18 protein-coding genes are annotated in these 20,834 nt (G+C 51.9%); 11 read left to right on the top strand and 7 right to left on the bottom strand.

All coding sequences use genetic code 11. The features are described 5' to 3' along the window. Nucleotides 1–11: 11 nt before the first annotated feature. Complete coding sequence (locus BM299_RS00360; RefSeq protein ID WP_092481476.1) at nucleotides 12–1,856, top strand: FapA family protein; 1,845 nt, start codon at nucleotides 12–14, stop codon at nucleotides 1,854–1,856. 343 nt (nucleotides 1,857–2,199) lie between these two features. Here BM299_RS00360 and menG read toward each other — a convergent pair whose 3' ends face one another. The 3 genes from menG to BM299_RS00345 all read right to left on the bottom strand — a co-directional run bounded on the left by menG (nucleotide 2,200) and on the right by BM299_RS00345 (nucleotide 4,085). After that, on the bottom strand, nucleotides 2,200–2,907 hold the full coding sequence (gene menG, locus BM299_RS00355; RefSeq protein WP_092481475.1) for a demethylmenaquinone methyltransferase: 708 nt from the start codon (nucleotides 2,905–2,907) through the stop codon (nucleotides 2,200–2,202). A gap of 29 nt (nucleotides 2,908–2,936) precedes the next feature. Then, nucleotides 2,937–3,524 carry a 4Fe-4S binding protein gene (locus BM299_RS00350; protein WP_092481474.1) on the bottom strand — a complete coding sequence of 196 codons (588 nt, stop codon included), beginning with the start codon at nucleotides 3,522–3,524 and terminating at the stop codon, nucleotides 2,937–2,939. A gap of 114 nt (nucleotides 3,525–3,638) precedes the next feature. Next, the gene (locus tag BM299_RS00345; protein WP_092481473.1) at nucleotides 3,639–4,085 is read right to left on the bottom strand and encodes a PPC domain-containing DNA-binding protein; all 447 of its coding nucleotides are present in this window, start codon (nucleotides 4,083–4,085) and stop codon (nucleotides 3,639–3,641) included. 308 nt (nucleotides 4,086–4,393) lie between these two features. Here BM299_RS00345 and BM299_RS20140 point away from each other — a divergent pair, with 308 nt between their 5' ends. The 9 genes from BM299_RS20140 (at nucleotide 4,394) to BM299_RS00300 (ending at nucleotide 14,247) form a co-directional block, all read left to right on the top strand. Beyond that, nucleotides 4,394–5,215 (top strand): stalk domain-containing protein, encoded by an 822-nt coding sequence (locus BM299_RS20140; RefSeq protein WP_281246344.1) that lies wholly within the window; start codon nucleotides 4,394–4,396, stop codon nucleotides 5,213–5,215. 210 nt (nucleotides 5,216–5,425) lie between these two features. Beyond that, complete coding sequence (locus BM299_RS00335; RefSeq protein ID WP_092481472.1) at nucleotides 5,426–5,986, top strand: ANTAR domain-containing response regulator; 561 nt, start codon at nucleotides 5,426–5,428, stop codon at nucleotides 5,984–5,986. Between the two features lie 305 nt (nucleotides 5,987–6,291). Further along, nucleotides 6,292–7,728, top strand: coding sequence for a sensor histidine kinase (locus BM299_RS00330; RefSeq protein ID WP_245779578.1), 1,437 nt, complete (start codon nucleotides 6,292–6,294; stop codon nucleotides 7,726–7,728). Nucleotides 7,729–7,741: 13 nt separating this feature from the next. Further along, a complete protein-coding gene (locus tag BM299_RS00325; protein WP_092481471.1) occupies nucleotides 7,742–8,218 on the top strand; it encodes an ANTAR domain-containing response regulator in 477 nt (158 codons plus the stop codon). 152 nt (nucleotides 8,219–8,370) lie between these two features. Next, nucleotides 8,371–9,777 (top strand): ethanolamine permease, encoded by a 1,407-nt coding sequence (gene eat, locus BM299_RS00320; RefSeq protein WP_245779577.1) that lies wholly within the window; start codon nucleotides 8,371–8,373, stop codon nucleotides 9,775–9,777. 90 nt (nucleotides 9,778–9,867) lie between these two features. Further along, nucleotides 9,868–11,253, top strand: coding sequence for an ethanolamine ammonia-lyase subunit EutB (locus BM299_RS00315; protein WP_092481470.1), 1,386 nt, complete (start codon nucleotides 9,868–9,870; stop codon nucleotides 11,251–11,253). Beyond that, the gene (gene eutC, locus BM299_RS00310) at nucleotides 11,246–12,190 is read left to right on the top strand and encodes an ethanolamine ammonia-lyase subunit EutC (protein WP_092481469.1); all 945 of its coding nucleotides are present in this window, start codon (nucleotides 11,246–11,248) and stop codon (nucleotides 12,188–12,190) included. Before BM299_RS00315 ends, eutC begins: the two co-directional genes overlap by 8 nt. An 18-nt stretch (nucleotides 12,191–12,208) precedes the next feature. Further along, entirely contained in the window at nucleotides 12,209–13,666 is a 1,458-nt protein-coding gene (locus tag BM299_RS00305) for an ethanolamine ammonia-lyase reactivating factor EutA (RefSeq protein WP_092481468.1), read from the top strand. 221 nt (nucleotides 13,667–13,887) lie between these two features. Further along, complete coding sequence (locus BM299_RS00300) at nucleotides 13,888–14,247, top strand: ArsR/SmtB family transcription factor (protein WP_220427517.1); 360 nt, start codon at nucleotides 13,888–13,890, stop codon at nucleotides 14,245–14,247. A gap of 17 nt (nucleotides 14,248–14,264) precedes the next feature. Here BM299_RS00300 and BM299_RS00295 read toward each other — a convergent pair whose 3' ends face one another. The 4 genes from BM299_RS00295 to BM299_RS00280 form a co-directional block, all read right to left on the bottom strand. Beyond that, on the bottom strand, nucleotides 14,265–14,882 hold the full coding sequence (locus BM299_RS00295; protein WP_092481467.1) for a cyclase family protein: 618 nt from the start codon (nucleotides 14,880–14,882) through the stop codon (nucleotides 14,265–14,267). Beyond that, entirely contained in the window at nucleotides 14,879–16,426 is a 1,548-nt protein-coding gene (gene zwf, locus BM299_RS00290; RefSeq protein ID WP_245779576.1) for a glucose-6-phosphate dehydrogenase, read from the bottom strand. Before zwf ends, BM299_RS00295 begins: the two co-directional genes overlap by 4 nt. After that, on the bottom strand, nucleotides 16,404–17,309 hold the full coding sequence (gene gnd, locus BM299_RS00285) for a phosphogluconate dehydrogenase (NAD(+)-dependent, decarboxylating) (RefSeq protein WP_092481664.1): 906 nt from the start codon (nucleotides 17,307–17,309) through the stop codon (nucleotides 16,404–16,406). The genes zwf and gnd overlap by 23 nt, the downstream gene beginning before the upstream one ends. Nucleotides 17,310–17,547: 238 nt before the next feature. Continuing rightward, the gene (locus BM299_RS00280; RefSeq protein ID WP_092481465.1) at nucleotides 17,548–18,306 is read right to left on the bottom strand and encodes a glutaredoxin domain-containing protein; all 759 of its coding nucleotides are present in this window, start codon (nucleotides 18,304–18,306) and stop codon (nucleotides 17,548–17,550) included. A 635-nt stretch (nucleotides 18,307–18,941) separates the two neighbouring features. On the opposite strand from BM299_RS00280, the gene BM299_RS00275 reads away from it, so the two are divergent. Next, complete coding sequence (locus BM299_RS00275; RefSeq protein ID WP_092481464.1) at nucleotides 18,942–20,519, top strand: ABC transporter substrate-binding protein; 1,578 nt, start codon at nucleotides 18,942–18,944, stop codon at nucleotides 20,517–20,519. The last annotated feature ends 315 nt before the right edge of the window (nucleotides 20,520–20,834 follow it).

Raw genomic sequence — 20,834 nt, 5'->3', positions numbered from 1 at the left:
GTGAGTTCCTAATGAAAGAGGAGATTACCCGGGGTTCCCCCGCAGCAACAGCGAGTGGAGCGGACAATGCTTTTTCGGACGGAGAAGCGGTGGGTCCATATGCTTTTGTGAAACAGGGGCGCCTTGTTGTCCGGCACCGACCGGAGGGACCCTATCCGTTAGTGATACCTTGCCCGGGGATCAGGTTGATTGTCAACGGCGAGGAACGCACTCAACTCACCCCCGTATGCATGAAGGATGTGGTTCGGGTGGAAACGGTGAATGAGCGAAGAGAAGGCGAATGGTCTGTGACTGTTTCCCCCGATGGCCTACAGGCAATATTGCGTATCCGCCCTGCTATGGTAGTTTACCGGGAATTGGCGGACCTCCCCCCTGCCCAAAAACTACAACTGGCGGTAGTGGAGCGGGAAGAACGACTTCCGGTACTTGCATGGGACGAACTATTACAAGAATTATCCCGGCTGGGGATTAATCATGGCGTAAACTGGGAAGCATGCTTGCGCAGTGTTACATCCTGCGCTGAAGAGGAGGTGGTTATCGCTCAAGGTGTTCCGGCGATACCAGGGAAAGACGGCCGGTTGGAATTGCTTTTTTCTTCTAAACCCAAGGTACCTGTGCCGAAAGAGGAAACCGAAACGCTGGATTTTCGGGAACAGTATGTTTTTACTTCGGTGGAGGCGGGGGAAATCCTGGCTGTCAAACACCCGCCTACGCCGGGGCGTCCTGGTACCAGCGTCAAGGGTGACGTAATTGTACCGGTATCGCCTCGGGACTTTAGCCTTTCTGCAGGTGAAGGAGCGGTGCTAACAGGAGATGGTGAACGGGTCGTGGCGGCCCGGGCCGGGCGTCCCGTGGCCTCTCGCCGGCGTAATTTGGTGAAGGTAAGTGTATTACCTCAATTGGTTCATAATGGTAATGTAGACCTTGCTTCCGGTAATATTGTCTTTAAAGGAGATATCCAAATTACCGGTAATGTGGAAGAAGGGATGAAGGTAGAAGCGGATGGAAATGTAAATGTGGCGGGGCTGGTTTCCGGGGCGAGGGTTCAAGCCACGGGTTCCATCCTGATCAGGGGAAATATTTTTTCATCAGTAATAGCCGCAGGAGGGACTTCTGCCTTTCTACAAGGTATTTTGCCGGAGATTCATGCCCTGGCAAACGGCTTGCAAAAGATGGTCATGGCTATTCGGCAGCTGCTGAGTCACCCTGCGTTCAAGCAGGGCGATCTTAAACGCGGAATCGGTCCGCTGGTAAAGTTGCTGTTGGAGGGAAAATTTCGTCATCTTCCCGCTGTGGTTAATACCTTTAAGAGTCAAGTTAAAATTATGCCCCCGGAATTGGCCGGTGAAAGCCTGGACGAGTTTATTCGGGAAGTTGAACGGGTAGTGGTTCATACCCCTTTAGCCGCACATGACCTTCGGGAGGTGGAAACACTGGCCAAACGGGCTGTGGAATGGAAACAGGCCTTTACGTGTCTGCCATCTTCAGAAAGTGACGTAGTGGCGTCAAGCATTCTCAATTCTACTATTATAGCAACCGGCGATGTGCGGGTGGTGGGCAGTGGTTGTTACAATTCACGAATCCAGGCTGGTAAGGAGGTAACTATATCCGGTTTATTTCGTGGGGGTGAGATCCAGGCCGGTGGAGATGTGCATCTGGGGAAAGTAGGCTCTAAAGTTGGGACACCTACCAGGGTGGTGGCCGGCCCGGCAGCCGTGGTTACCGTGGGTTATGTCTTTGAGAACGCTTCCATAGCGGTAGGTGGTCGAATTTACCGTTTTGACAGGGACGAAAAAGGCATCCGCCTGTGGTTGGATAAAGAAGGGAATCTCCGGTCTAGAGGAAACCCAACTTAACAACCCCAGGCAGATATTAGGCGGACGGCTGCCCTGTCCCGGAAAATTTTCCGCCGTATACTCTCCCGCTTTACCCATGTGGCCCGCCTGGCTCTTGGCGGCAGGTTCATACCACGGGAACCGGAAGAAGCCGCCTGGTTAGCCATTGCACAAGCTGCACCGGAGAAAAAACTACTCCCCTTGCTGGAAGAACCGGGTGTTCCCGCACTTTAAGCCAATAAAGGGAGAACGACATGTAAGAAATTAGCATATTTGCATAAAAATATAGGGCCACTTTAGCCAGATTATACCAGTTGATTTGGCCTATATTTTTTATGCAACGCTAGTGGCCTGTCCCCTTTTTCTATTGCGGTTTAGTGCCCATGTGCATGGCGGCCACCCCGCCATCGTAAGATTTTACTTCAACGTTTACCAGCCCGGCCTGCCGGAACATTTCCGCCAGTTCCCGGCGGCCGGGGAAATCCCTGGCCGACTCCTGCAGCCAGGAGTATTGGTTGTAGCTTTTGGCCAGCAGTTTGCCCAGTACCGGCATAACGAAGCGAAAATACGCGAAGTAAAGCTGCCGGAATCCCGGGGTGGTGGGCTGGGAGGTTTCCAGACAGACCACCTTGCCGCCCGGCCTGGCCACCCGTCGCATTTCCCGCAGCACCTGCAGGTAGTCCGGCACGTTGCGCAAACCGAAACCTATGGTCACGTAATCAAAGGAATTATCCTCAAATGGCAGGTCCATGGCGTTGCCATAAACCAATTGCACCTGTTTCAACCCTTTCGCGTTCACTTTGTTTTGCCCGATTTTCAGCATGTTTTGGCTGAAATCCAGCCCGTAAACCTTGCCGCCCGGCCCGACTGTCTCGGCCAGGGCGATGGTCCAGTCCGCGGTGCCGCAGCACACGTCCAGGGCCGTCTGACCCTTTTGCACCCGCATGCGTCGCATGGTGTCTTTGCGCCAGACCTTATGCCGCTGGAAACTGATCACCGAATTCATGAAATCATATTTATGGTAGATGGTTTCAAATACCTCGTGTACGCGCTCTTCCTTGGATTGCTGCATTTATTTACCCTTCTTTGATTATTTATGCATTACAAATTTATTCTTTCTATTATACTACCAAACCTTTCGCCCGGGCGGCCCTCAGTCAAAAAAATATCAACGCAGCGGGCCAGGCAAGCGGCCACCTCGTCTTCATTCGCCAGGGGAAGCAGTTCCGTGGCCAGGCGGGGGTGGCGCCCCAGCTTACCGCCCACCAGTACAGTAAAACCCGACCGTTCAACATGCATGGCGCCGGTGGGACAGGCCCGCACGCACTGGCCGCAGTTCAGGCAGGCGTCCCGGTCAATAACCGCTTTTTCCCCGGTCAGAACGATGGCCGCTTCCCGGCAGACTCCGGCGCAGGCCCCGCAATTATTGCATCCTTCGCCCGCTTCCGGAACGGCCTGTCCCTGCACGCCGAAATCCTTGATCTGGGGTTGGCTGCAGGAATTGGGGCAGCCGGCCAGGGCGATGTGAAACATCTGGTGGTGCAGCGGCCGTTTGGTATTTACCCGGGCGCCCCGGCGCTCGTTGAACCGGCAGTCTGCCAGTACCCGCTGTAGTTTGCCGGCCAGGTTGTCCAGGTCTGTTACCCGGTTGGGGCAATCAAAGCATTTCTTTATGGTGAACAAATCCATGTTTATCTACCTCCTGCTTGTTTTATATCAACGCCGGTTAAAACAGACGGCTGCAGTATAACGAAACCAGGAGGCTTTGGCAGTTAACTTGCCCGGCTTACGGTGTGCGAAATATCACACCGGCAGAAAGTTCAACATTTTAAGCCCACTGGCCGGGTCAAATTCTTTAACGGCGCCGCTGTCGGTTATTTCCAGGATAATTACCTCCGCCACCAGGTACACTTCGGATTCACCCCGGAGGCAGCCCATGAGGGTCAGGTCGCCCTTGCCCGTGACTCCATGCAGGTGGAATACCGGTTCTCCGCCGTCGCCGGGGAACAGGGTGCCTGTGCCGATAAGCTCCCGACAATCACTGAACTCACGCCAAACCGGCACCGGAGGGCGGGTGCATTCTTCCGGTCCCGCCACCAGGGCGGCTTCTTTCAGGGCGCCGATGACGAAAAAAACCCCTGCGGAGATTTGTTCTTTTTCCACCAGTTGATTTAATTCAGCCAGCAGGTCGTCGCCATGTTCCACCCGGGCCACAAAAACCCGGCCCGTTTTTCCCTGCGTGTATCTCACTTCGCATTCCCTCCCAATTATTAACAATACATTGGTGTTAATATGTTCTCGACACAAGTATAACATGCCGGGTATTAACTTGACAGGCCTTCAGTGTGGCAACATTTACCTGAGAATTGCTGTGGTTTTTTTCAGGTAATAGACAGGAAACCAGCTAAATGTTGTCAAATATATTAGGGCTAACCGCCAATCTTAATCAGCATATCAAGTTGTAAAACGGTGGCCATTCTTTGGCGGTGTTCATATATATAGAAACAGATTAAACATTTTAACTGTATTATATGTGAATGACTTGTGGAGGGGTTGATGTGACTGTGAAAAAGCTGTTTATCGTAATGTTGGCCCTGGCGGCTTTTTTTAGTGCCGCTTTGGCCGCCGCAGCCCAAACTGCTTCAACGACGGGTGGTATAAGGGTTTTTGTTGACGGACGGCCCGTTACCACCGGTGCGGCGCCGTTCAATGAGGATGGCCGGTTGATGGTGCCGGCGAGGCCCGTAGCTGAGGCGTTGGGTGGTTCGATGCGCTGGATACATCCCGGCGAAATACAAATTACGCGGGAGGACAGGGTAATATCCATGTTTGTGGGCCGGCGGGCATACACGATAAACTTGATGCAGAAAACCATGGATGTGGCACCCGTTGTAAAAGATAACCGCACCTATGTGCCGGCCAGGCCTCTGGCTGAAGCTCTTGACTATAAAGTAAGGTGGGTACAACAGGGCCGGTTGCATTTTTACCGGGCGGGTAACGAGAACCTGGTGGACCGGGTGGAAACCGAAATGAGATTTGCACCGGTCGCCGGTAACGCCCGGAACCGGGGTGTTATGCAAACCGTTTCTCGAAGCGGTCAGGTAATCAGGTACCTCAGGGAATTTGTCATGGAATCCACCGCTTATACTTATACGGGAAACAATACTTATACCGGCATAGCCCCCCACCGGGGGATAGTGGCGGTGGACCCGTCGGTAATACCGTTGGGCAGCAGGCTGTATGTGGAGGGTTACGGTTTTTGCCGGGCCATGGACATCGGGAGTAAAATCAAGGGTAACCGGATTGATGTATTTATGGAAACCAGGGGCGGGGCGCTGAATTGGGGCCGTAAGAACGTCAAAGTATACCTGCTCCCTTGAACCGGGAAAATCACAGCCAGGGGTGTTTCGAGCAACATTAAACGCACTGTGGCATTAAACAGGGTAGACTCTTTTTTGCGGGCTGGGTGGAATTGGCAGCAGGAATATATATATAGTTAATAGAAAAATAATTTTATAGAAAATATTATTTATTGGGTGGACGGGGTATCGGGTATCCTGGTCTGTCCGTGTTTTTTCGGGGGTGGAAATATGCGAGTTGTACTGGCGGAAGACGAGCCGATCATTCGTATGGACATTAAACGAATGCTGGAGGAAATCGGGTGCCGGGTTTTGGGGGAATGCCGTGACGGGGCGACAGCCATAGAATTAGTTAAAAAATATCATCCTGATATTGTGTTGATGGACATTAAAATGCCGGGCACCAACGGTTTGGCTGCAACAAGGATGATTTCCGGGGAAATGTTGGCTCCGGTGGTGCTGCTTACGTCCTACAGCGATCCCCGGACCATCGAGAAGGCAATGGCCAGTGGAGCCCTAGGTTATTTGGTAAAACCGGTGGAAAAGAAAAAATTAAAACCGGCATTTGAAGTTGCCCGCCAGAGGTTTTTGGAAATGCGGAAACTTCGCACGGATATCAAAGGCTTATCCGCTGCGGTGGCTGACAGGTCGTTAATCGCCCAAACCAAATCCATGTTACAAAAAAAGACTGGTTGCAGCGAGGAGGAGGCCTACAGGATGTTGCGCAGGACAAGTATGAACCAGCAGCGCAAAATAAGCGAAGTGGCCAAGGATTTTTTATTAACAAACTGATAAAGTCAAAAACTATAAAATTTTTTTGACCGGCGAGAAGGATTAACAAAAATTTTGTAGAATTATGTAGAATCGTGATTATATAAAAAAAGAATAAGCCGGCACAGCCGGTACAGCAAAGAAGCCTGAGTACGGCAAAGAAGCCTGAATGGGTGCGAAAGAACATTTCGTGCCTAAGCGGGCTTTTATTTGTTTTTAAAGGGGATTTTCTGTGGAAAGGATGTGGCCACCAAGGCGGCAGCGGTTTGACGGAACTAAAGCAGTGTATACGCATTTGACCGAAAATCTTGGGTGGGTGAAGTGCTTTGTCAGTCGATGTAATGGATTCCGCGCAAGTTCTGAGGGATCTTTGCCGGGAGAGAAGCAGCATAAGCGATGAAGATATTGCAATTCTCGAAAATCTCCGCTATAACCTGCAGTATTTTGCAGACCTGGCCGGGGCCGATATTTTTATTGATGTATTGACGAAGGACTCCAGGGCCGCCATAGTGGTGGCCGAGGCCAAGCCCGGCACTGCGCCGTCCCTGTATCAAGGCAGCGTGGTGGGTGAATATGCTTTTAGCTGTAATGAGCCGGCGGTGTTCCAAACCTTCAAAACAGGCGAGCCCACACCTGGTGTACAGGGTTTGAGCCAGGAGGGCGTTCCCATAATTCAGACGGTAACTCCGATTAAAAATGCCAAGAACCGGCTAATTGCCGTGTTGATCATGGAAAGGGATAATTCGTACCAGGTATACCAGCAAAAAACCGTGGAGTTTCTCTCTCAAACCACCCAGAAACTTACCGATACCCTGTTGAACCTGGCCAATGTGGAGGAAGTGCTGCCTACTCTTATTCACGATGCACTTTTTATAGCAGATGCGGGCGGCAGAATCTCCTATGCCAACCGCGTTGCCCACGATCTGTTGCGGGAGTACTCCAAGGATGTGAATTTTGTCGGTATAACCGTCAGACAGCTTACCGAACGGGTACCGGGCCTGAGCCAGTTGTTTGACAATGACTCCGATGCCGATGAAGTGCGGGTCAAAAACCGCGTCTTGCTGGTTAGAACATTGCCGATTTTGGCTGAAGGCGAGTTGCGCGGCAAAGTATACCTTTTAAGAGATATAACGGAGCTGCGCAAAAAAGACCGCCAACTCATGGCCAAATCCGCGGTAATCAAGGAAATACATCACAGGGTTAAAAACAACCTCCAGACAATTGCCAGTTTGATGCGGCTGCAGATGAGACGGGTGCGGTCAGAGGAAACCAGAGTGGCCTTTCAAGAAAGTATTAATCGTATTCGTTGCATTGCCCTGGTGCACGAAATGTTTTCCAGAGAGTCTCCGGAGGTTGTAGGCTTACGGGAGTGCATCCGCCGTATCGGGCAAATACTAATGGAGAACATGCTGCTGCCCGGGCAGGAAATAGCGGTGGAAGTCAGCGGTGAAGAAATCTTCATCCACTCGGACCAGGCGACACCCACAGCCATAATAGTTAATGAAATTATGCAAAATTCAATTAAGTATGCTTTTCCGGAAAACTCTGCCGGTAAGATATCAGTGTTTATAGAAAACCATATGTCCAACGTAAAGATAGTAATCAGGGATAACGGTAGGGGGTTCCCGCCGGATTTCGACCAGGAGACAAGCGCTAATTTGGGGTTGCAAATCACCCGGGCACTGGTTACCGAAACGCTTGAGGGAAACATATTGATGTATAACGATGACGGTGCCGTGGTGGAAATTGAATTCCCAAAATAGGGGGCCGTATAAGATGAAGTCTCTGCGTGTTATAGTGGCGGATGATGAAATCCTTACCCGCATGGACCTTAAGGAAATGCTTGCCGAGCAGGGTCATAAAGTGGTCGGGGAAGCCAATAACGGGGCAACGGCGCTGGAACTCGTTCAAAAGCTGCGGCCGGATTTGGCCATCCTTGATATAAAGATGGATAAAATGGATGGCATAAAAGTGGCCAAACTGGTAACCGGGCAAAAAATCTGCGGAGTTTTATTGTTGACGGCATATAACGAGGACGAACTGGTAAAAAGGGCGCTGGATGCCGGTGTAATGGCTTACCTTACCAAGCCGGTGACCGAAAGGGAACTGGAACCGGCTATACGCGTTGCCTGGGCACGCTTTCAAGATATTATTTCATTAAAAAGCAAAAAGGCGGAGCTCAAAGAAACCCTGAACCGGGATATCAGGCAGGCAAAACTCAAAAACACCAATGGCGCCGGTTTTAAAAAATAGAATATCTTACGGCGGTGAAGCCTTATGATGCGGCAGTTTGATTGATTGCCGCGCGTAAGGCTTTTTTTATTACGTTTTTCGGGGGGTGGTTTCCAAAAGCAATATAAAAGTTTACCCGGTAAAAACTAATAAATATTTGTGGAGGTGTTTAAATGAGTAATATGACCAACGGCAACGGTGAAAATTATTTAGAGAAGCGGCAGTTGAAAAGATTTGCGGGACCACTTCTTTTATGGGGATTGGGTGTGGGTTATGTTATTTCCGGCGACTACTTCGGGTGGAACTTCGGAATAGGCGCGGGCGGTTTCTGGGGTCTGTTCATTGCCACCATCTTAATGGCTATCATGTACACTACCATGTGTCTTACAATCGCGGAATTATCAACCGCCATACCCTTTTCAGGCGGGGCTTACGCTTTCGCAAGGAAAGCCATGGGACCATGGGGCGGATACCTTGCCGGTATCGGAGTGGTGTTGGAATACATTTTGGCGCCGGCCGTTATTGCCAACGGCATAGCGGGCTATATTGCGTTTTTGATTCCGGGAACTCCCAAGTGGTTGGTGGTTGTGGGAATATTCTTGCTGTTCGTGATTATGAACACTCTGGGGGCAAAGTCAACCCTAACCTTTGAATTAACGGTTACAGTTATTGCTGTGATCGGTCTGATTATTTTTGCAATATATACCATTCCTCATTTTGACATCAGCAAGGTTTTGGAAATAGCGCCGGTCAACGGGAACAGTGAGTTCCTACCCTTTGGATTATTCGGCATCTGGGCCGCCATTCCCTATGCCATATGGTTTTTCCTGGCGATTGAAGGTCTTCCTTTGGTATCGGAGGAATGCAAAGACCCCGCAAAGGATATGCCCAAAGGTCTTATTACCTCCATTTCCACTCTGGTAATAACTGCGTTCGCAGTGCTGTTCCTGGCTGCGGGCACGGGCGGCGCCGTCGCCATGAGCACTTCCGACAGCCCGTTGCCCGAGGCTGTAGCCGCTGTTCTGGGACAGGGACACTGGGCCATTATGGGGCTGGGCATTATCGGCCTGGCAGGCCTGGTGGCCAGTTTCAACGGAATTATCTTTGGCGCGGGCAGGGCCGTATTTGCCCTGTCGAGGGCCGGTTACCTGCCCAAATGGCTCTCACTCACGTCACGCTTCCATACGCCGCACGTCGCAATTATCATCGGCGGTATTATCGGTGTAGTGTCAGCCATTATCGGTAACGGCGATATCCTGATTCAAATTGCGGTATTCGGAGCCGTGATTTCTTACATCATGATGATGCTTTCCGCCATCGTTTTAAGGAACAGGGAACCCAATATGAAAAGGCCGTACAAAGTACCCGGTTATCCCGTAACTCCTTACGTGGCGCTCATACTGGCGGTTATCGCGCTGTTTGCCGGTTTCTTCTACGCGCCCAACGTAATACTTTGGACGGCATTGGTTTATCTTGTGTTTGTTGCCTATTTTGCATTTTACAGCCGGCACCACCTGGTGGCGAAAGCCCCGGAAGAGGAATTTGCCATTGTCGCCAAGGCGGAAGAAGAACTGGCCTAGCTTTGGATTTCCTTCCGGCGGTTGTTTTTGCCGGAAGGAAATCAATTGATTAAATAATTGCCAATATAAAGGAGGGAGAGGGATCAGCGTATGAGGCTCAAGACAAAGCTCTTTGGCCAAGTGTTCTCGTTTCGGGATGTGCGGGAGGTAATGGCCAAGGCCAACGAGGAAAAATCAGGCGACATATTGGCGGGCATTGCCGCCCAATCCGCCGCCGAACGGGTGGCCGCCAAAATAGTATTGAGCGAATTGACCCTGGAAGACATCTATAATAACCCGGCTGTGCCGTATGAAAAAGACGAAGTTACCAGAATTATTTACGACAGCCTGAACCGGCCGGCCTATAACGAGATAAAGGGGTGGACCGTGGCCCAGTTGCGCGAGTACATCCTGAGTGATGAAACCGGCGAGGCGGACATCAGGAGAATAAGCAGGGGCCTGACCAGCGAGATGGTGGCCGCGGTAGCCAAAATAATGAGCAATATGGATCTTATTTGCGGCGCCAGGAAAATCCCGGTTACCGCGCACTGTAATACCACTATCGGACTGCCCGGTTGCCTGGCGGCGAGGCTGCAGCCGAACCACACCACCGACAGCCCGGAAGGCATCCTGAGTTCCATACGGGAAGGTTTGTCTTACGGTGTGGGCGATGCGGTGATAGGTTTGAACCCGGTTGAGGATAACGTGGTCGCAACGACCAGGTCGCTGGAGACCATCTATAACTTTGTGCAGGAATGGCAAATCCCCACCCAGGTGTGTGTGCTGGCGCATGTTACCACCCAGATGAAGGCGGTGGAGAAAGGCGCCCCCGCGGACTGTATTTTCCAGAGCCTGGCGGGCACCCAAAAGGGTAACGAAGCCTTCGGCATCGACGTGCCCATGCTCCGCGAGGCCAGGGAGGCAGCGCTTAAATTCGGCAGGGGAACAGGTCCCAATGTTATGTATTTTGAGACAGGCCAGGGTTCGGAACTTTCCTCCGACGCCCACCACGGGGTGGACCAGGTGACGCTGGAAGCCCGTTGTTACGGCTTGGCCAGGCAGTTTGAACCTTTCCTGGTTAATACGGTGGTAGGTTTTATCGGGCCCGAGTACCTGTACGACGCCAAGCAGGTGATACGCGCCGGGCTGGAAGACCATTTCATGGGCAAGTTGACCGGTGTTCCCATGGGGGTGGATGCCTGCTATACAAACCACATGAAGGCCGACCAAAACGACATAGAAAACCTGGCAGTGCTGTTAACTACCGCAGGAGTGAATTACTTCATGGGCATCCCCATGGGGGATGACGTAATGCTGAATTACCAGTGTACCAGCTTTCATGATATAGCCAGCTTGAGGCAAGTGACGGGGATGAGGCCGCTACCCGCTTTTGAAAAATGGTTGGAAAAAATGGGCCTGATGGAAAACGGCCGCCTGACTTCCCGCGCCGGAGACGCTTCTTTCTTTACCGGGAAAGGAGGTGCGGTCAATGCATGAAGACCAGATAAGGAAAATTGTGCAGGCTGTTATAAGTCAAATGACAGTTGGGGATAAGGAAGCGGAACAGGAAAAACCTGAAAGCAAACCGGAACCCGGTATTAAACAGCAAGCCAAACAGCAAGCCGTTTCACCTGAAAATGTATGTGCTCCTAATAATGAAGCAGGCGATGAAGATTTGGAAGACCTTTCGGCAGTGGACCTGCAAAAGGAAATCCTCGTGCCCGAGCCGTGCGATCGTGCCGCCCTGGAATACTTCAAACAATCCACGCCGGCGCGGATAGGGGTATGGCGCTGCGGCACGCGACCCCTCACCAGAACCCTGCTCCGGTTCAGAGCCGACCACGCCGCTGCGCAGGATGCGGTCTTTAAAGAAATCAGCGAGGATGCTCCGGCCGGGTTTGACCTGGTGCGGGTGCAGAGCGCGGTCAAGGACCAGGATGAATACCTGACGCGACCGGACCTTGGAAAAACACTTCCGGAGGAGGAGCTGGAGAAAATACGCCGGGAATGCCCCGCCAAACCCGATGTGCAAATCATCATCGCCGACGGCTTGAGCACCACGGCTGTGGAAGCCAACCTGGCGGATATTTTACCGGCCTTGAAACAGGGACTGGCCTCCTACAACCTGAAAACCGGCCGCGATATATTGGTTAAATTCGGCCGGGTTGACATCATGGACGTTATCGGCCGGGCTTTGGAAGCTGAAGTGGTTGTGCTCCTTGTCGGTGAAAGGCCCGGTTTGGGAACATCGGAAAGCATGAGCGCTTACATGGTATACAAGCCGGGGCCGGATACCGTTGTTGCCGATCATATGGTTGTTTCAAATATCCACAAAGGAGGAATGCCCCCGGCGGAGGCAGGCGCGCACCTGGCCACGGTGGTCAAGAAAATTTATGATGCTAAAGCTAGCGGGGTGAAGCTTACCCGGCAGTAAGTCAGGGGGGAAACTCCGGTGAAGAATAAAAACAGCAAAGAGATTACAAGCATAGGTATTGACGTGGGTACCACAACAACCCAAATGGTGGTCAGCAGGCTGACGGTATGCAATACAGCGCCGGGTTCGGCGGTCCCCCGGATGGCCATAACGGGCAAAGAGGTGATCTACCGCAGCGGTATTCACTTCACGCCGCTGGCAAGCCGCGAATTGATTGATACCCAGGCTGTTACCGAGATTATATCCCGGGAATATCACCAGGCGGGCATAACACCGGACCGGGTGGATACCGGCGCGGTTATAATCACGGGTGAAACCGCCAGAAAGGAAAACGCCAGGGGGCTGCTTAACGATCTGTCGGGATTTGCCGGCAATTTCGTGGTGGCTACCGCGGGGCCGCTGCTGGAATCCATAATTGCCGGCCGGGGAGCCGGGGCTGCGGCACTGTCCTCAGAACTGCACCGGAATGTTTTAAACATCGACGTGGGCGGGGGAACATCCAACCTGGCTGTTTTCGAGGAAGGGCGACCGGTTGACGCCACCTGTATAAATATCGGTGGACGGCTTATTGAAATCGAACCCGGGGGTGAAAGGTTGGCCTACATTACCCCGGCCGGCAGGGTTGTTCTGGAAGAGTCAGGGATGGAACTTGATACGGGCGACATAATTTCTGTGGATCAGGTCCGTGCCGTAACGAGCGTCATGGCCGGGGCAATCAAGTCTCTATTGAGCAGCCGCCCGTTGCCGCAGGTAAGCCGGTGTTTGATGATGGGGCCGCCGCTAAGGCTTGACTATCCAATACACATTGTTACCTTTTCAGGCGGGGTATCCGACTTCGTATATTCCGGCGAGGAAATCTGCAATGTGCGCGAGGGCAGCAGGTACGGAGATATCGGCCCGTTCCTGGGCGAGGCTTTAAGGGAAGCCTTTAGCGGGGAAAGCCGGCAGCTGGTAAAGCCCAGGGAAACTATTCGCGCAACTGTAATCGGAGCCGGCGCCCACACACTCAATCTCAGCGGCAGCACGATCAAAGTGTCCCGGGGCATTCTTCCGCTGCGTAACGTGCCTGTGGTTAAACCGTTCCCCGGCGCCATACCGCCACTACCCGGGGACCTGGCCGGTGGCCTGGCGAAGCAAATGCGCCCTTACTGGTTGGGAGGCTATAAGGAACCCGTTGCCATAGCATTGAGGGGTATGGACGGCGCGGGGTTTAAAAAGCTCCAGGGCATAGCCGCGGCCGTTGCCGCGGCAACCAGGAACTACGTAAAGTCAGGCCAGCCCCTGGTACTGATTTTGGAAGAGGATTGCGCCAAAGTAATGGGGCAAATGTTGGCTGCCATCCTGGGCGATGAAGCCGGCATTATATGTCTGGACCAGCTGAATGTTGCCGACGGCGACTACATTGATATAGGCGAGCCAATAATGGAAGACACGGTAGTGCCGGTGATCATTAAAACCATAGTGTTTGAGGGTTAAGCATCTAACGGTTATCGATACAGAACCAGGCGAAGGAAGGTCGGAACATGGACATAAAAAGGGGACAGGGACATAAAAAGGGGACAGGCTACTTTTCCTGGTTAAATTTTCCAGGAAAAGTAGCCTGTCCCCTTTTTATGCCTTTACATATTCTTTGCAAACAGTTATTATAACAATCAAGCTGGTATTTGAACAAAATCGGGGTGAAAATGACATCGGATATGAAAAACCATGTTTGTGAAACGTTTTACTTTGATGAGGAAAAGGTAAACCGTATCAAGCAGGAAGTGGTGGTTACAGAAGGTTTGGGGCGATTGTTCAAGGCCCTGGCCGACGAAACCAGGATAAAGATTATTTATGCCCTCTCCCGGGAGGAACTGTGCGTGTGCGATGTGGCCCAAATAATCGACGCCACTGTGGCGGCGGCCTCACACCACCTGCGGCTGCTGAAAAACCTGGGTTTGGCCAGGAGCAGGAAGCAGGGCAAGATGGTTTTTTATTCTTTAAATGACGATTGCATAGAAACCATTATCGATGCCGCTTTAAAACACTATAAAGGAGAACATGGCTTGAGAAAGTAACTATTGCCCCGCCGGTCTTATTCAACCAGCACGGCCCTGGCGGGGGCGCTCTCGGCACCCTGTATTTTCAGCGGCAGTGCGCAGAGAAAGTACCGCCCTTCCTCAACTTCCCCCAGACGCAGGCCTTCCAGAACAATTATCCCCGCGGCGAACAGTATTTTGTGGCTGTCGTGGCCGGGCTGGTTTCTTTCGATGCCCAGGGCGTCGATGCCCACGCCGGCTACCCCCCGGTCCCGCAAATAGGCCGCGCCGTCTTTATCAAGGTAAACAAACTCAAAGTCAAAGCGGTCAACAAAGGAGTTGCGGGTTTTCATCAACACAAAGTCCCCCGGCTCAATGTCTTTGACAGCCAGGTCCGACCGGGTAATTTTTTCTGCCGCCCCGGTTAAGTCAAGCACTTTGCAGCAGGTGACCACTTTACGCAAATCGATGTTTTCTATTGTACCGCCGCCGGGCAGCATATGCAGGGGCGCATCCACATGAGTGCCGGTGTGCATATCCATTTGTATCCGGGATTCGCAGCTGTTTGTGGTGGTGAAGTCGGATATAAAAGTCAAAACAGGTCTTTTCTCAGCTTTGTTTTTATAAACCGGCATTTCCGGGTGGATGGTCATGGAAATGTCGTAGATTTTCATGTCCGGATATCACCTTTGTACAGCCGGTTCCGGTTGTCCCCGGCCAGCAGCGCCGCGGCTTCCCGGGGGCCCCAGCTTCCCGCCGGGTAATTGGGAAAACCGGGTTGCCGGGTTTGCCAGGCTGCGGCTATATTGTCCACAAACTTCCAGGCGTATTCCACTTCATCCCACCGGGCGAACAAGGTGGACTCTCCGCGCATGACATCAAACAACAGTCTTTCATAAGCTGCGGGGGAATTGACGCCTTCCCGGCAGTTCTGGCAGTAATCCATCTGCACCGGGACGATATTGCATTCCGTGCCGGGCTTTTTGGCGTTAAATTGGAAAAAAACACCCTCCCGGGGCTGAATTTTAATAATTAATATATTGGGCTGCAAATGGCCGTATTCCCTGGCGTACAGAATCTTCGGCAGCGGTTTGAACTGGATGATGATTTCCGTGGTTTTGACCGGCATTCTTTTGCCCGTACGGATATAAAAGGGGACGCCCGCCCAGCGTAAGTTATCAATATGGGCTTTCAAGGCGATAAAGGTCTCGGTGTTGGAGGTGGGGGATACCCGTTCTTCCTGCCGGTAGCCGGGCACTTCTTCGTTATCTACAATGCCGGGGCCGTACTGACCCCGCACCACGTTTTGCTCAACCAGTTCCGGGGTGAATTGTTCCAGGGAACGGAGCACCTTTACTTTCTCGTCCCGGATGGATTTGGTGTCCAGGCCGGCCGGGGGCTCAATGGCGGTGAGGGTGAGCAATTGCAGCATGTGATTTTGCAGCATGTCCCGCAGGGCCCCGGCTTGCTCGTAATAGCCGCCCCGGCTGCCCACGCCCACCTTTTCGCAGGATAATATTTGAATGTTATCGATGAACCGGTTGTTCCAGACCGGTTCAAAAAGCATATTGGCGAACCGGATGACCATGATATTTTGCAGCATTTCCTTGCCCAGGTAGTGGTCGATACGGTAAATATTACTTTCGTCAAATACGGCGGTTATCTTTTCGTTTAACTGCCGGGCGGAATCCAGGTCCCTGCCAAAGGGTTTTTCAATGACCAGCCGCTGCCAGGAGCCGCTGTTTCGCGCCATGCCATGCAGATACAGTTTTTCCACTATCACGGCAAAATACTCCGGCGCCACCGCCAGGTAATAAATCCGGTTGCCCCTGGTCCGGTATTGTTCATCCAGTTTCTGTAAAAAGGTATTCAGCCGGATATAACCTATATCGTTGTTAAAGTCGAATTTTTGATAATAAATCCGCCGCCGCAGTTCGCTCCAGGTATGTTCATGCAATTTGAACCTGGCATAATTTTTGATGGAATCATATACCTCGTACCGGTATGTTTCATGATCTTTGTTACGCCTGCCGACGGCCACCACGGCAAAGTGCTTTGGCAGTCTTTTCTCATGTTGCAGGTTATATAAGGCCGGCATCAGCTTGCGATGCGTCAGGTCGCCGGTGCCGCCAAAGATAACCATAACGCAGGGGTCAGCGGCATCAATATTGTAGTTGAATACATTTTCCACATTGCTAATCAGGCTGCTTTTCTTCAACTGCATGGCCTCCAAACCGGTTTCGCAGCGCCGCCACCACTTTGCCGCTGAAAGTATCCTCCTGTTCCGAGCGATAACGCATGAACAGGGCCTGGGCGATCACCGGAACCGGCACCTGCAATTCCAGGGCCTCCTGCACCGTCCAGAGCCCCTCGCCCGACGAGTGTATAACCCCCTTGATCTTTTCCAACTTCGGGTCGCCGGCAAAAGCCTTCTCTGTCAGTTCCATGAGCCAGCTGCGGATTACCGAACCGTGGTTCCAAACCCGGGCAATCTCCCGGTAATTCAAGTCAAACAGGCTTTTTTCCAGGATTTCGAATCCCTCGCCGATGGCCTGCATCATGCCGTATTCCACGCCGTTGTGCACCATTTTTACAAAGTGTCCCGAACCGCTGGGACCGGTGTGCAGGTAGCCGCCCTCCACGCAAATGTCCCTGAAGAGGGGTTCCAGGTACGAAAATACCGAGTCTTCGGCCCCGATCATGGTGCAAGCGCCGTATCTGGCGCCCTCCGTGCCTCCGCTGGTGCCCACGTCAACAAAGTCAATGCCTTTTTCCCTGAGCTTCCGGTATCTGGCCAGGGTGTCTTTATAATTGGAGTTGCCCCCGTCGATGATGATGTCGTGTTCATCAAGCAGAGGGATTAATTTTTCTATTGTGTCATCAACGGGCTTTCCCGCCGGTACCATCAGCCACAGCACCCGCCGGGGCGCGAGCTTTTCCACCAGCTTATCCAGGCTGTAGACCCCCGCGATACCTTCCGCCTCCGCTTTTTTAACCGCGCCGGGGGACCGGTTGTAGCCAATTACCCGGTGCCCGTGGTCTTTCATGTTCAGGGCCAGGTTAAAGCCCATTTTACCTAGACCGATTAATCCTACTTGCATTTTCACTGACTCCTTTTATAAACGGGGCAGGCGGTTCCCGCAAGTAATATATCGGCGCGAAAACTTAGACGCAACGGGAACCGCCTGCTCCACGTAGCAAAGTTTAAATCATGATAATACCATACTTTGACTTATTTTCCCCGGTATGCCGGTCATTTATGTGAATGTTCATCCGGAACAAAATAAAATCGGGCCGAAAATCGCATTAACGATCGGCCCTTTTGAAAATAATACGCTTTTAGCCCGCCAGCCGTACATTTTCCGCCAGCTGTTTTTGCAGGTTATCGTCGCTCATATCCTTGATTAATTTGCCATCTACAACCAGGGCGGGGACGGCTGCGCTTCGGTGTCCGGCCACCAGGGCATCCCGGGCTGATTTGTTCCGGTCGATATTTATTTCCTGGAAGACAATCTTTAATCTTTGCAGCATTTCCTTTACCCTGTCACAGGCCGGGCAGTTTTCGCCGGTGTACAGGATAACTCCTTGCTTTTGGGCTTGCGATAACTCGGGCACCCGGCGGGGTTTTCTGATCAGGTTTCCGGCCTTGATGCCCAGGGTGGCCAGAAAGCCCATGGGGCAGAAACCGCACCAGGTTCGCTGGCTGTATATATAGCCCAGCACGATGGCGATGGCGGTGGTGAGGGATACCAGCCTGACAAAAACAAAACCTATGGCGGTTAGATCGCCCCGGGCGTTGACAATGCCCACAACCAGGTTGGCCATCAGGAAAATTAAGAACCCTGTTTTAAAGTAGTTTGAAGTCAGGATAGCCGGCACCTTTCGCCTGCGGCTGATTTTAGCCAGGATGACGTCATTGAAAATACCCCGGGGGCAAAACATGGCGCACCATTTTCTTTTACCGGAGACCAGGGCTACGGCTACCGGCGCTGTCATGCATATAATGGCCATAATACCCACCACGGGATATATCCAGCCTATTATTAAAAATAGCACCAGTATTGACCAGGCATATGACCTTGTTGTTTTTACTGCCATTGTTGCTCCTCCTCCGGGCTTTACATTCTATTATGTTCAAAAACAGCTTGATCTGTACTGTAATTAATTGTTATTGCCAAAACAATTTAAATGTATTTGCAATTCGCCCCGGAACATGCTGGATTGTGATAACGGGCAAATATATGACCGGGCTAAGGAAAAGAGTAAAGAAAGGCGCGCTGAATTAAGCACGCCTTTCTTTTTTTATATAAATATGCATCCAATTTCTTGTAACGGTTGATAATTATTAAGCTTAATTTTTAAATAAACATTGGCACTGTGGTTGGTTTTGTATCTATCTTTCAATGCATTATTGATTTAGTGAGTTAAAAAATATATTCTGCATATTATGCATATGGTTTCACCTTTATTTTGTGGTTTTTCTTAAACAAGCAGTTTGTTTATATATTGCTATAGATTTACAGCCGGTTTCTTTGTTAGTTTCTTTATTATTAAAAAGGATAATGACTTTTGACAGCGAATTTAATTTTTGGTTAACCGGTACTTAACGGAAAGGTAAAATTTTTCAGGGATGGCCCTGATTTTTTGAAATGCGCGTTAAATCAAGGGGAGGGGGGAGTATTGGTCGGTAGATCGGTTATCCGGTAAATAGATTTTAGGAGGACTTATTGCACATGGGTAAAAGAATGTTAACTGTTATACTGGCGGTAGCCTTGGTGGCTTTACTGCTGGCCGGCTGCAGCGGCGGGGAAAAACAACAGGCCGCCGATTCCGGCAAGGAAAAGGTGTTTGTGTTTGCCCAGGGTTCCGACCCCCGGGGTCTGGACCCCGCCTATGTTGACGACGGGGAATCCGCCAAGATCATGGTCAATATTTACGACAACCTGGTGCGCTATAAGCCGGACAGCACGGAAATCGAACCGGCCCTGGCCACCAGCTGGGAGACCAATGAAGATAAGACCGAATGGACTTTCCATTTGCGTGAGGGCGTAAAATTTCACGATGGCACTCCCTTCAACGCGGAGGCGGTGAAGTTCAGCATTGAGCGCCAGCTGCCGCCCAACCGCACCGACGACATGCCTTATGCTTCCTTCACCTTCGGCCCGGTGAAGAAAGTGGAAGTTGTCGACGAGTACACTGTAAAAATTATTCTAAATGCGCCTTATTCGCCCTTCCTGGCCAACATGGCCATGTGCATGGCGGCGCCCATCGTCAGCCCCGCGGCCGTGGAGAAGTACGGCGAGGATTATATCTCCCACCCGGTGGGCACCGGCCCGTTCAAGTTTGTCAAGTGGGACCGCGGCCAGGCCGTTGAGCTGGTGGCCAACGAGGATTACTGGGACGGCGCGCCCAAGCTGGACAAGCTGATTTTCAAATTTGTCAAGGAAAACTCCGTGCGGGCCAGCGAATTGATCAGCGGTTCCATTGATGCCATGGACGGGGTTGATCCCAACGACGTCAAGAAATTGGAAGAAAGCGGCGTTGTCGTGGCCAAGAGCCCCGGTATGAATATCAACTACCTGGCCTTCTTTACCAACAAGGAACCGTTCAACAATCCCAAGCTGCGCCAGGCGGTGAGTCACGCCATCAACCGAGAGGCCATTGTGGAGCACCTGTATCAGGGAATGGCCGAGCTGGCCAACGGACCGCTGCCGTCCTTTATGCCCGGCTATGACAAGGACCTGCAGCCTTATGCATACGACCCCGAAAAAGCCAAGGCGCTCTTAAAGGAAGCGGGCTATGAAAACGGCCTCAAGGTGACCCTGTTGTCCTACACCAACCCGCGCCCTTATAACACCGTGGGTCAGAAACTGGCCGAGGCCATTCAAAACGACCTGCAGAAGGTCGGGATTGAGGTGGAAATCAAGGCTTACCCGTGGAAAGAGTATAAGGAAGTTGTATCGCCCGTGACGGTGGAAGAAGGCGATATGATGATTTATGGCTGGATTGGTGACAACGGTGACCCGGATAACTTCCTGACCCTGCTGGACAGCAAGGAAATCGCCGGCAGCCTGAACAGCGCCAAGTATGCCAACCCGCAGGTAGATCAGCTGCTGGAGCAGGGACGCCGGGAATTTGACATGGCCAAGCGGGCGCAAATATATAGTGAACTGCAGCAAATCGTGGTCAAGGACGCCCCGTGGGTGTTTATTTCCCACGCCACGGCCATGACGGCCCAGTCCAAGAACGTTGAAAACTTCAGCCTGCACCCGACGGGGGTTATCTTCTTCCACAATGTGGATAAGAAATAACTTTCTTTCCCCGAAAATTTAACGCGCAAGCGGATATGGCCCAATCAATTTGGGCCATATCCGTGTTTAATACATTAGATTAACAGTAGCTAAGCGGTTTCGGTGGTCCCCGCAAGTGATATATCGGAGCGCCGGTAACGGGACTTGGCGAAGCTGAGGTTGCCGGCCCGGCGGGACGAATCGCGCCGATATCATCATCTTGGCAAGCCCAGCAAATGCGATAGTTAACAATAAACAAAGAATAACTAACCGTTGCGCGCATTATGCAGGACCGCCAGGGCCGGCCCGAAGCGAGCCTTAGTCCCGTCGGCGCGG

The sequence above is a fragment of the Desulfoscipio geothermicus DSM 3669 genome (assembly GCF_900115975.1).
Lineage (GTDB): Bacteria > Bacillota > Desulfotomaculia > Desulfotomaculales > Desulfallaceae > Desulfoscipio > Desulfoscipio geothermicus.
The sequence above is the reverse complement of the archived record's forward strand: the minus strand, read 5'-3'. Positions and strand labels throughout refer to the sequence as shown.

What these genes read in the sequence shown, in the direction of transcription:
- BM299_RS00360 (WP_092481476.1), top strand. Translation starts at nt 12, where the DNA reads ATGAAAGAGGAGATTACCCGGGGTTCCCCCGCAGCAACAGCGAGTGGA.
- menG (WP_092481475.1), bottom strand. Translation starts at nt 2,907, where the DNA reads ATGCAGCAATCCAAGGAAGAGCGCGTACACGAGGTATTTGAAACCATC.
- BM299_RS00350 (WP_092481474.1), bottom strand. Translation starts at nt 3,524, where the DNA reads ATGGATTTGTTCACCATAAAGAAATGCTTTGATTGCCCCAACCGGGTA.
- BM299_RS00335 (WP_092481472.1), top strand. Translation starts at nt 5,426, where the DNA reads ATGCGAGTTGTACTGGCGGAAGACGAGCCGATCATTCGTATGGACATT.
- BM299_RS00325 (WP_092481471.1), top strand. Translation starts at nt 7,742, where the DNA reads ATGAAGTCTCTGCGTGTTATAGTGGCGGATGATGAAATCCTTACCCGC.
- eat (WP_245779577.1), top strand. Translation starts at nt 8,371, where the DNA reads ATGAGTAATATGACCAACGGCAACGGTGAAAATTATTTAGAGAAGCGG.
- BM299_RS00315 (WP_092481470.1), top strand. Translation starts at nt 9,868, where the DNA reads ATGAGGCTCAAGACAAAGCTCTTTGGCCAAGTGTTCTCGTTTCGGGAT.
- eutC (WP_092481469.1), top strand. Translation starts at nt 11,246, where the DNA reads ATGCATGAAGACCAGATAAGGAAAATTGTGCAGGCTGTTATAAGTCAA.
- BM299_RS00300 (WP_220427517.1), top strand. Translation starts at nt 13,888, where the DNA reads ATGAAAAACCATGTTTGTGAAACGTTTTACTTTGATGAGGAAAAGGTA.
- BM299_RS00295 (WP_092481467.1), bottom strand. Translation starts at nt 14,882, where the DNA reads ATGAAAATCTACGACATTTCCATGACCATCCACCCGGAAATGCCGGTT.
- gnd (WP_092481664.1), bottom strand. Translation starts at nt 17,309, where the DNA reads ATGCAAGTAGGATTAATCGGTCTAGGTAAAATGGGCTTTAACCTGGCC.
- BM299_RS00280 (WP_092481465.1), bottom strand. Translation starts at nt 18,306, where the DNA reads ATGGCAGTAAAAACAACAAGGTCATATGCCTGGTCAATACTGGTGCTA.
- BM299_RS00275 (WP_092481464.1), top strand. Translation starts at nt 18,942, where the DNA reads ATGGGTAAAAGAATGTTAACTGTTATACTGGCGGTAGCCTTGGTGGCT.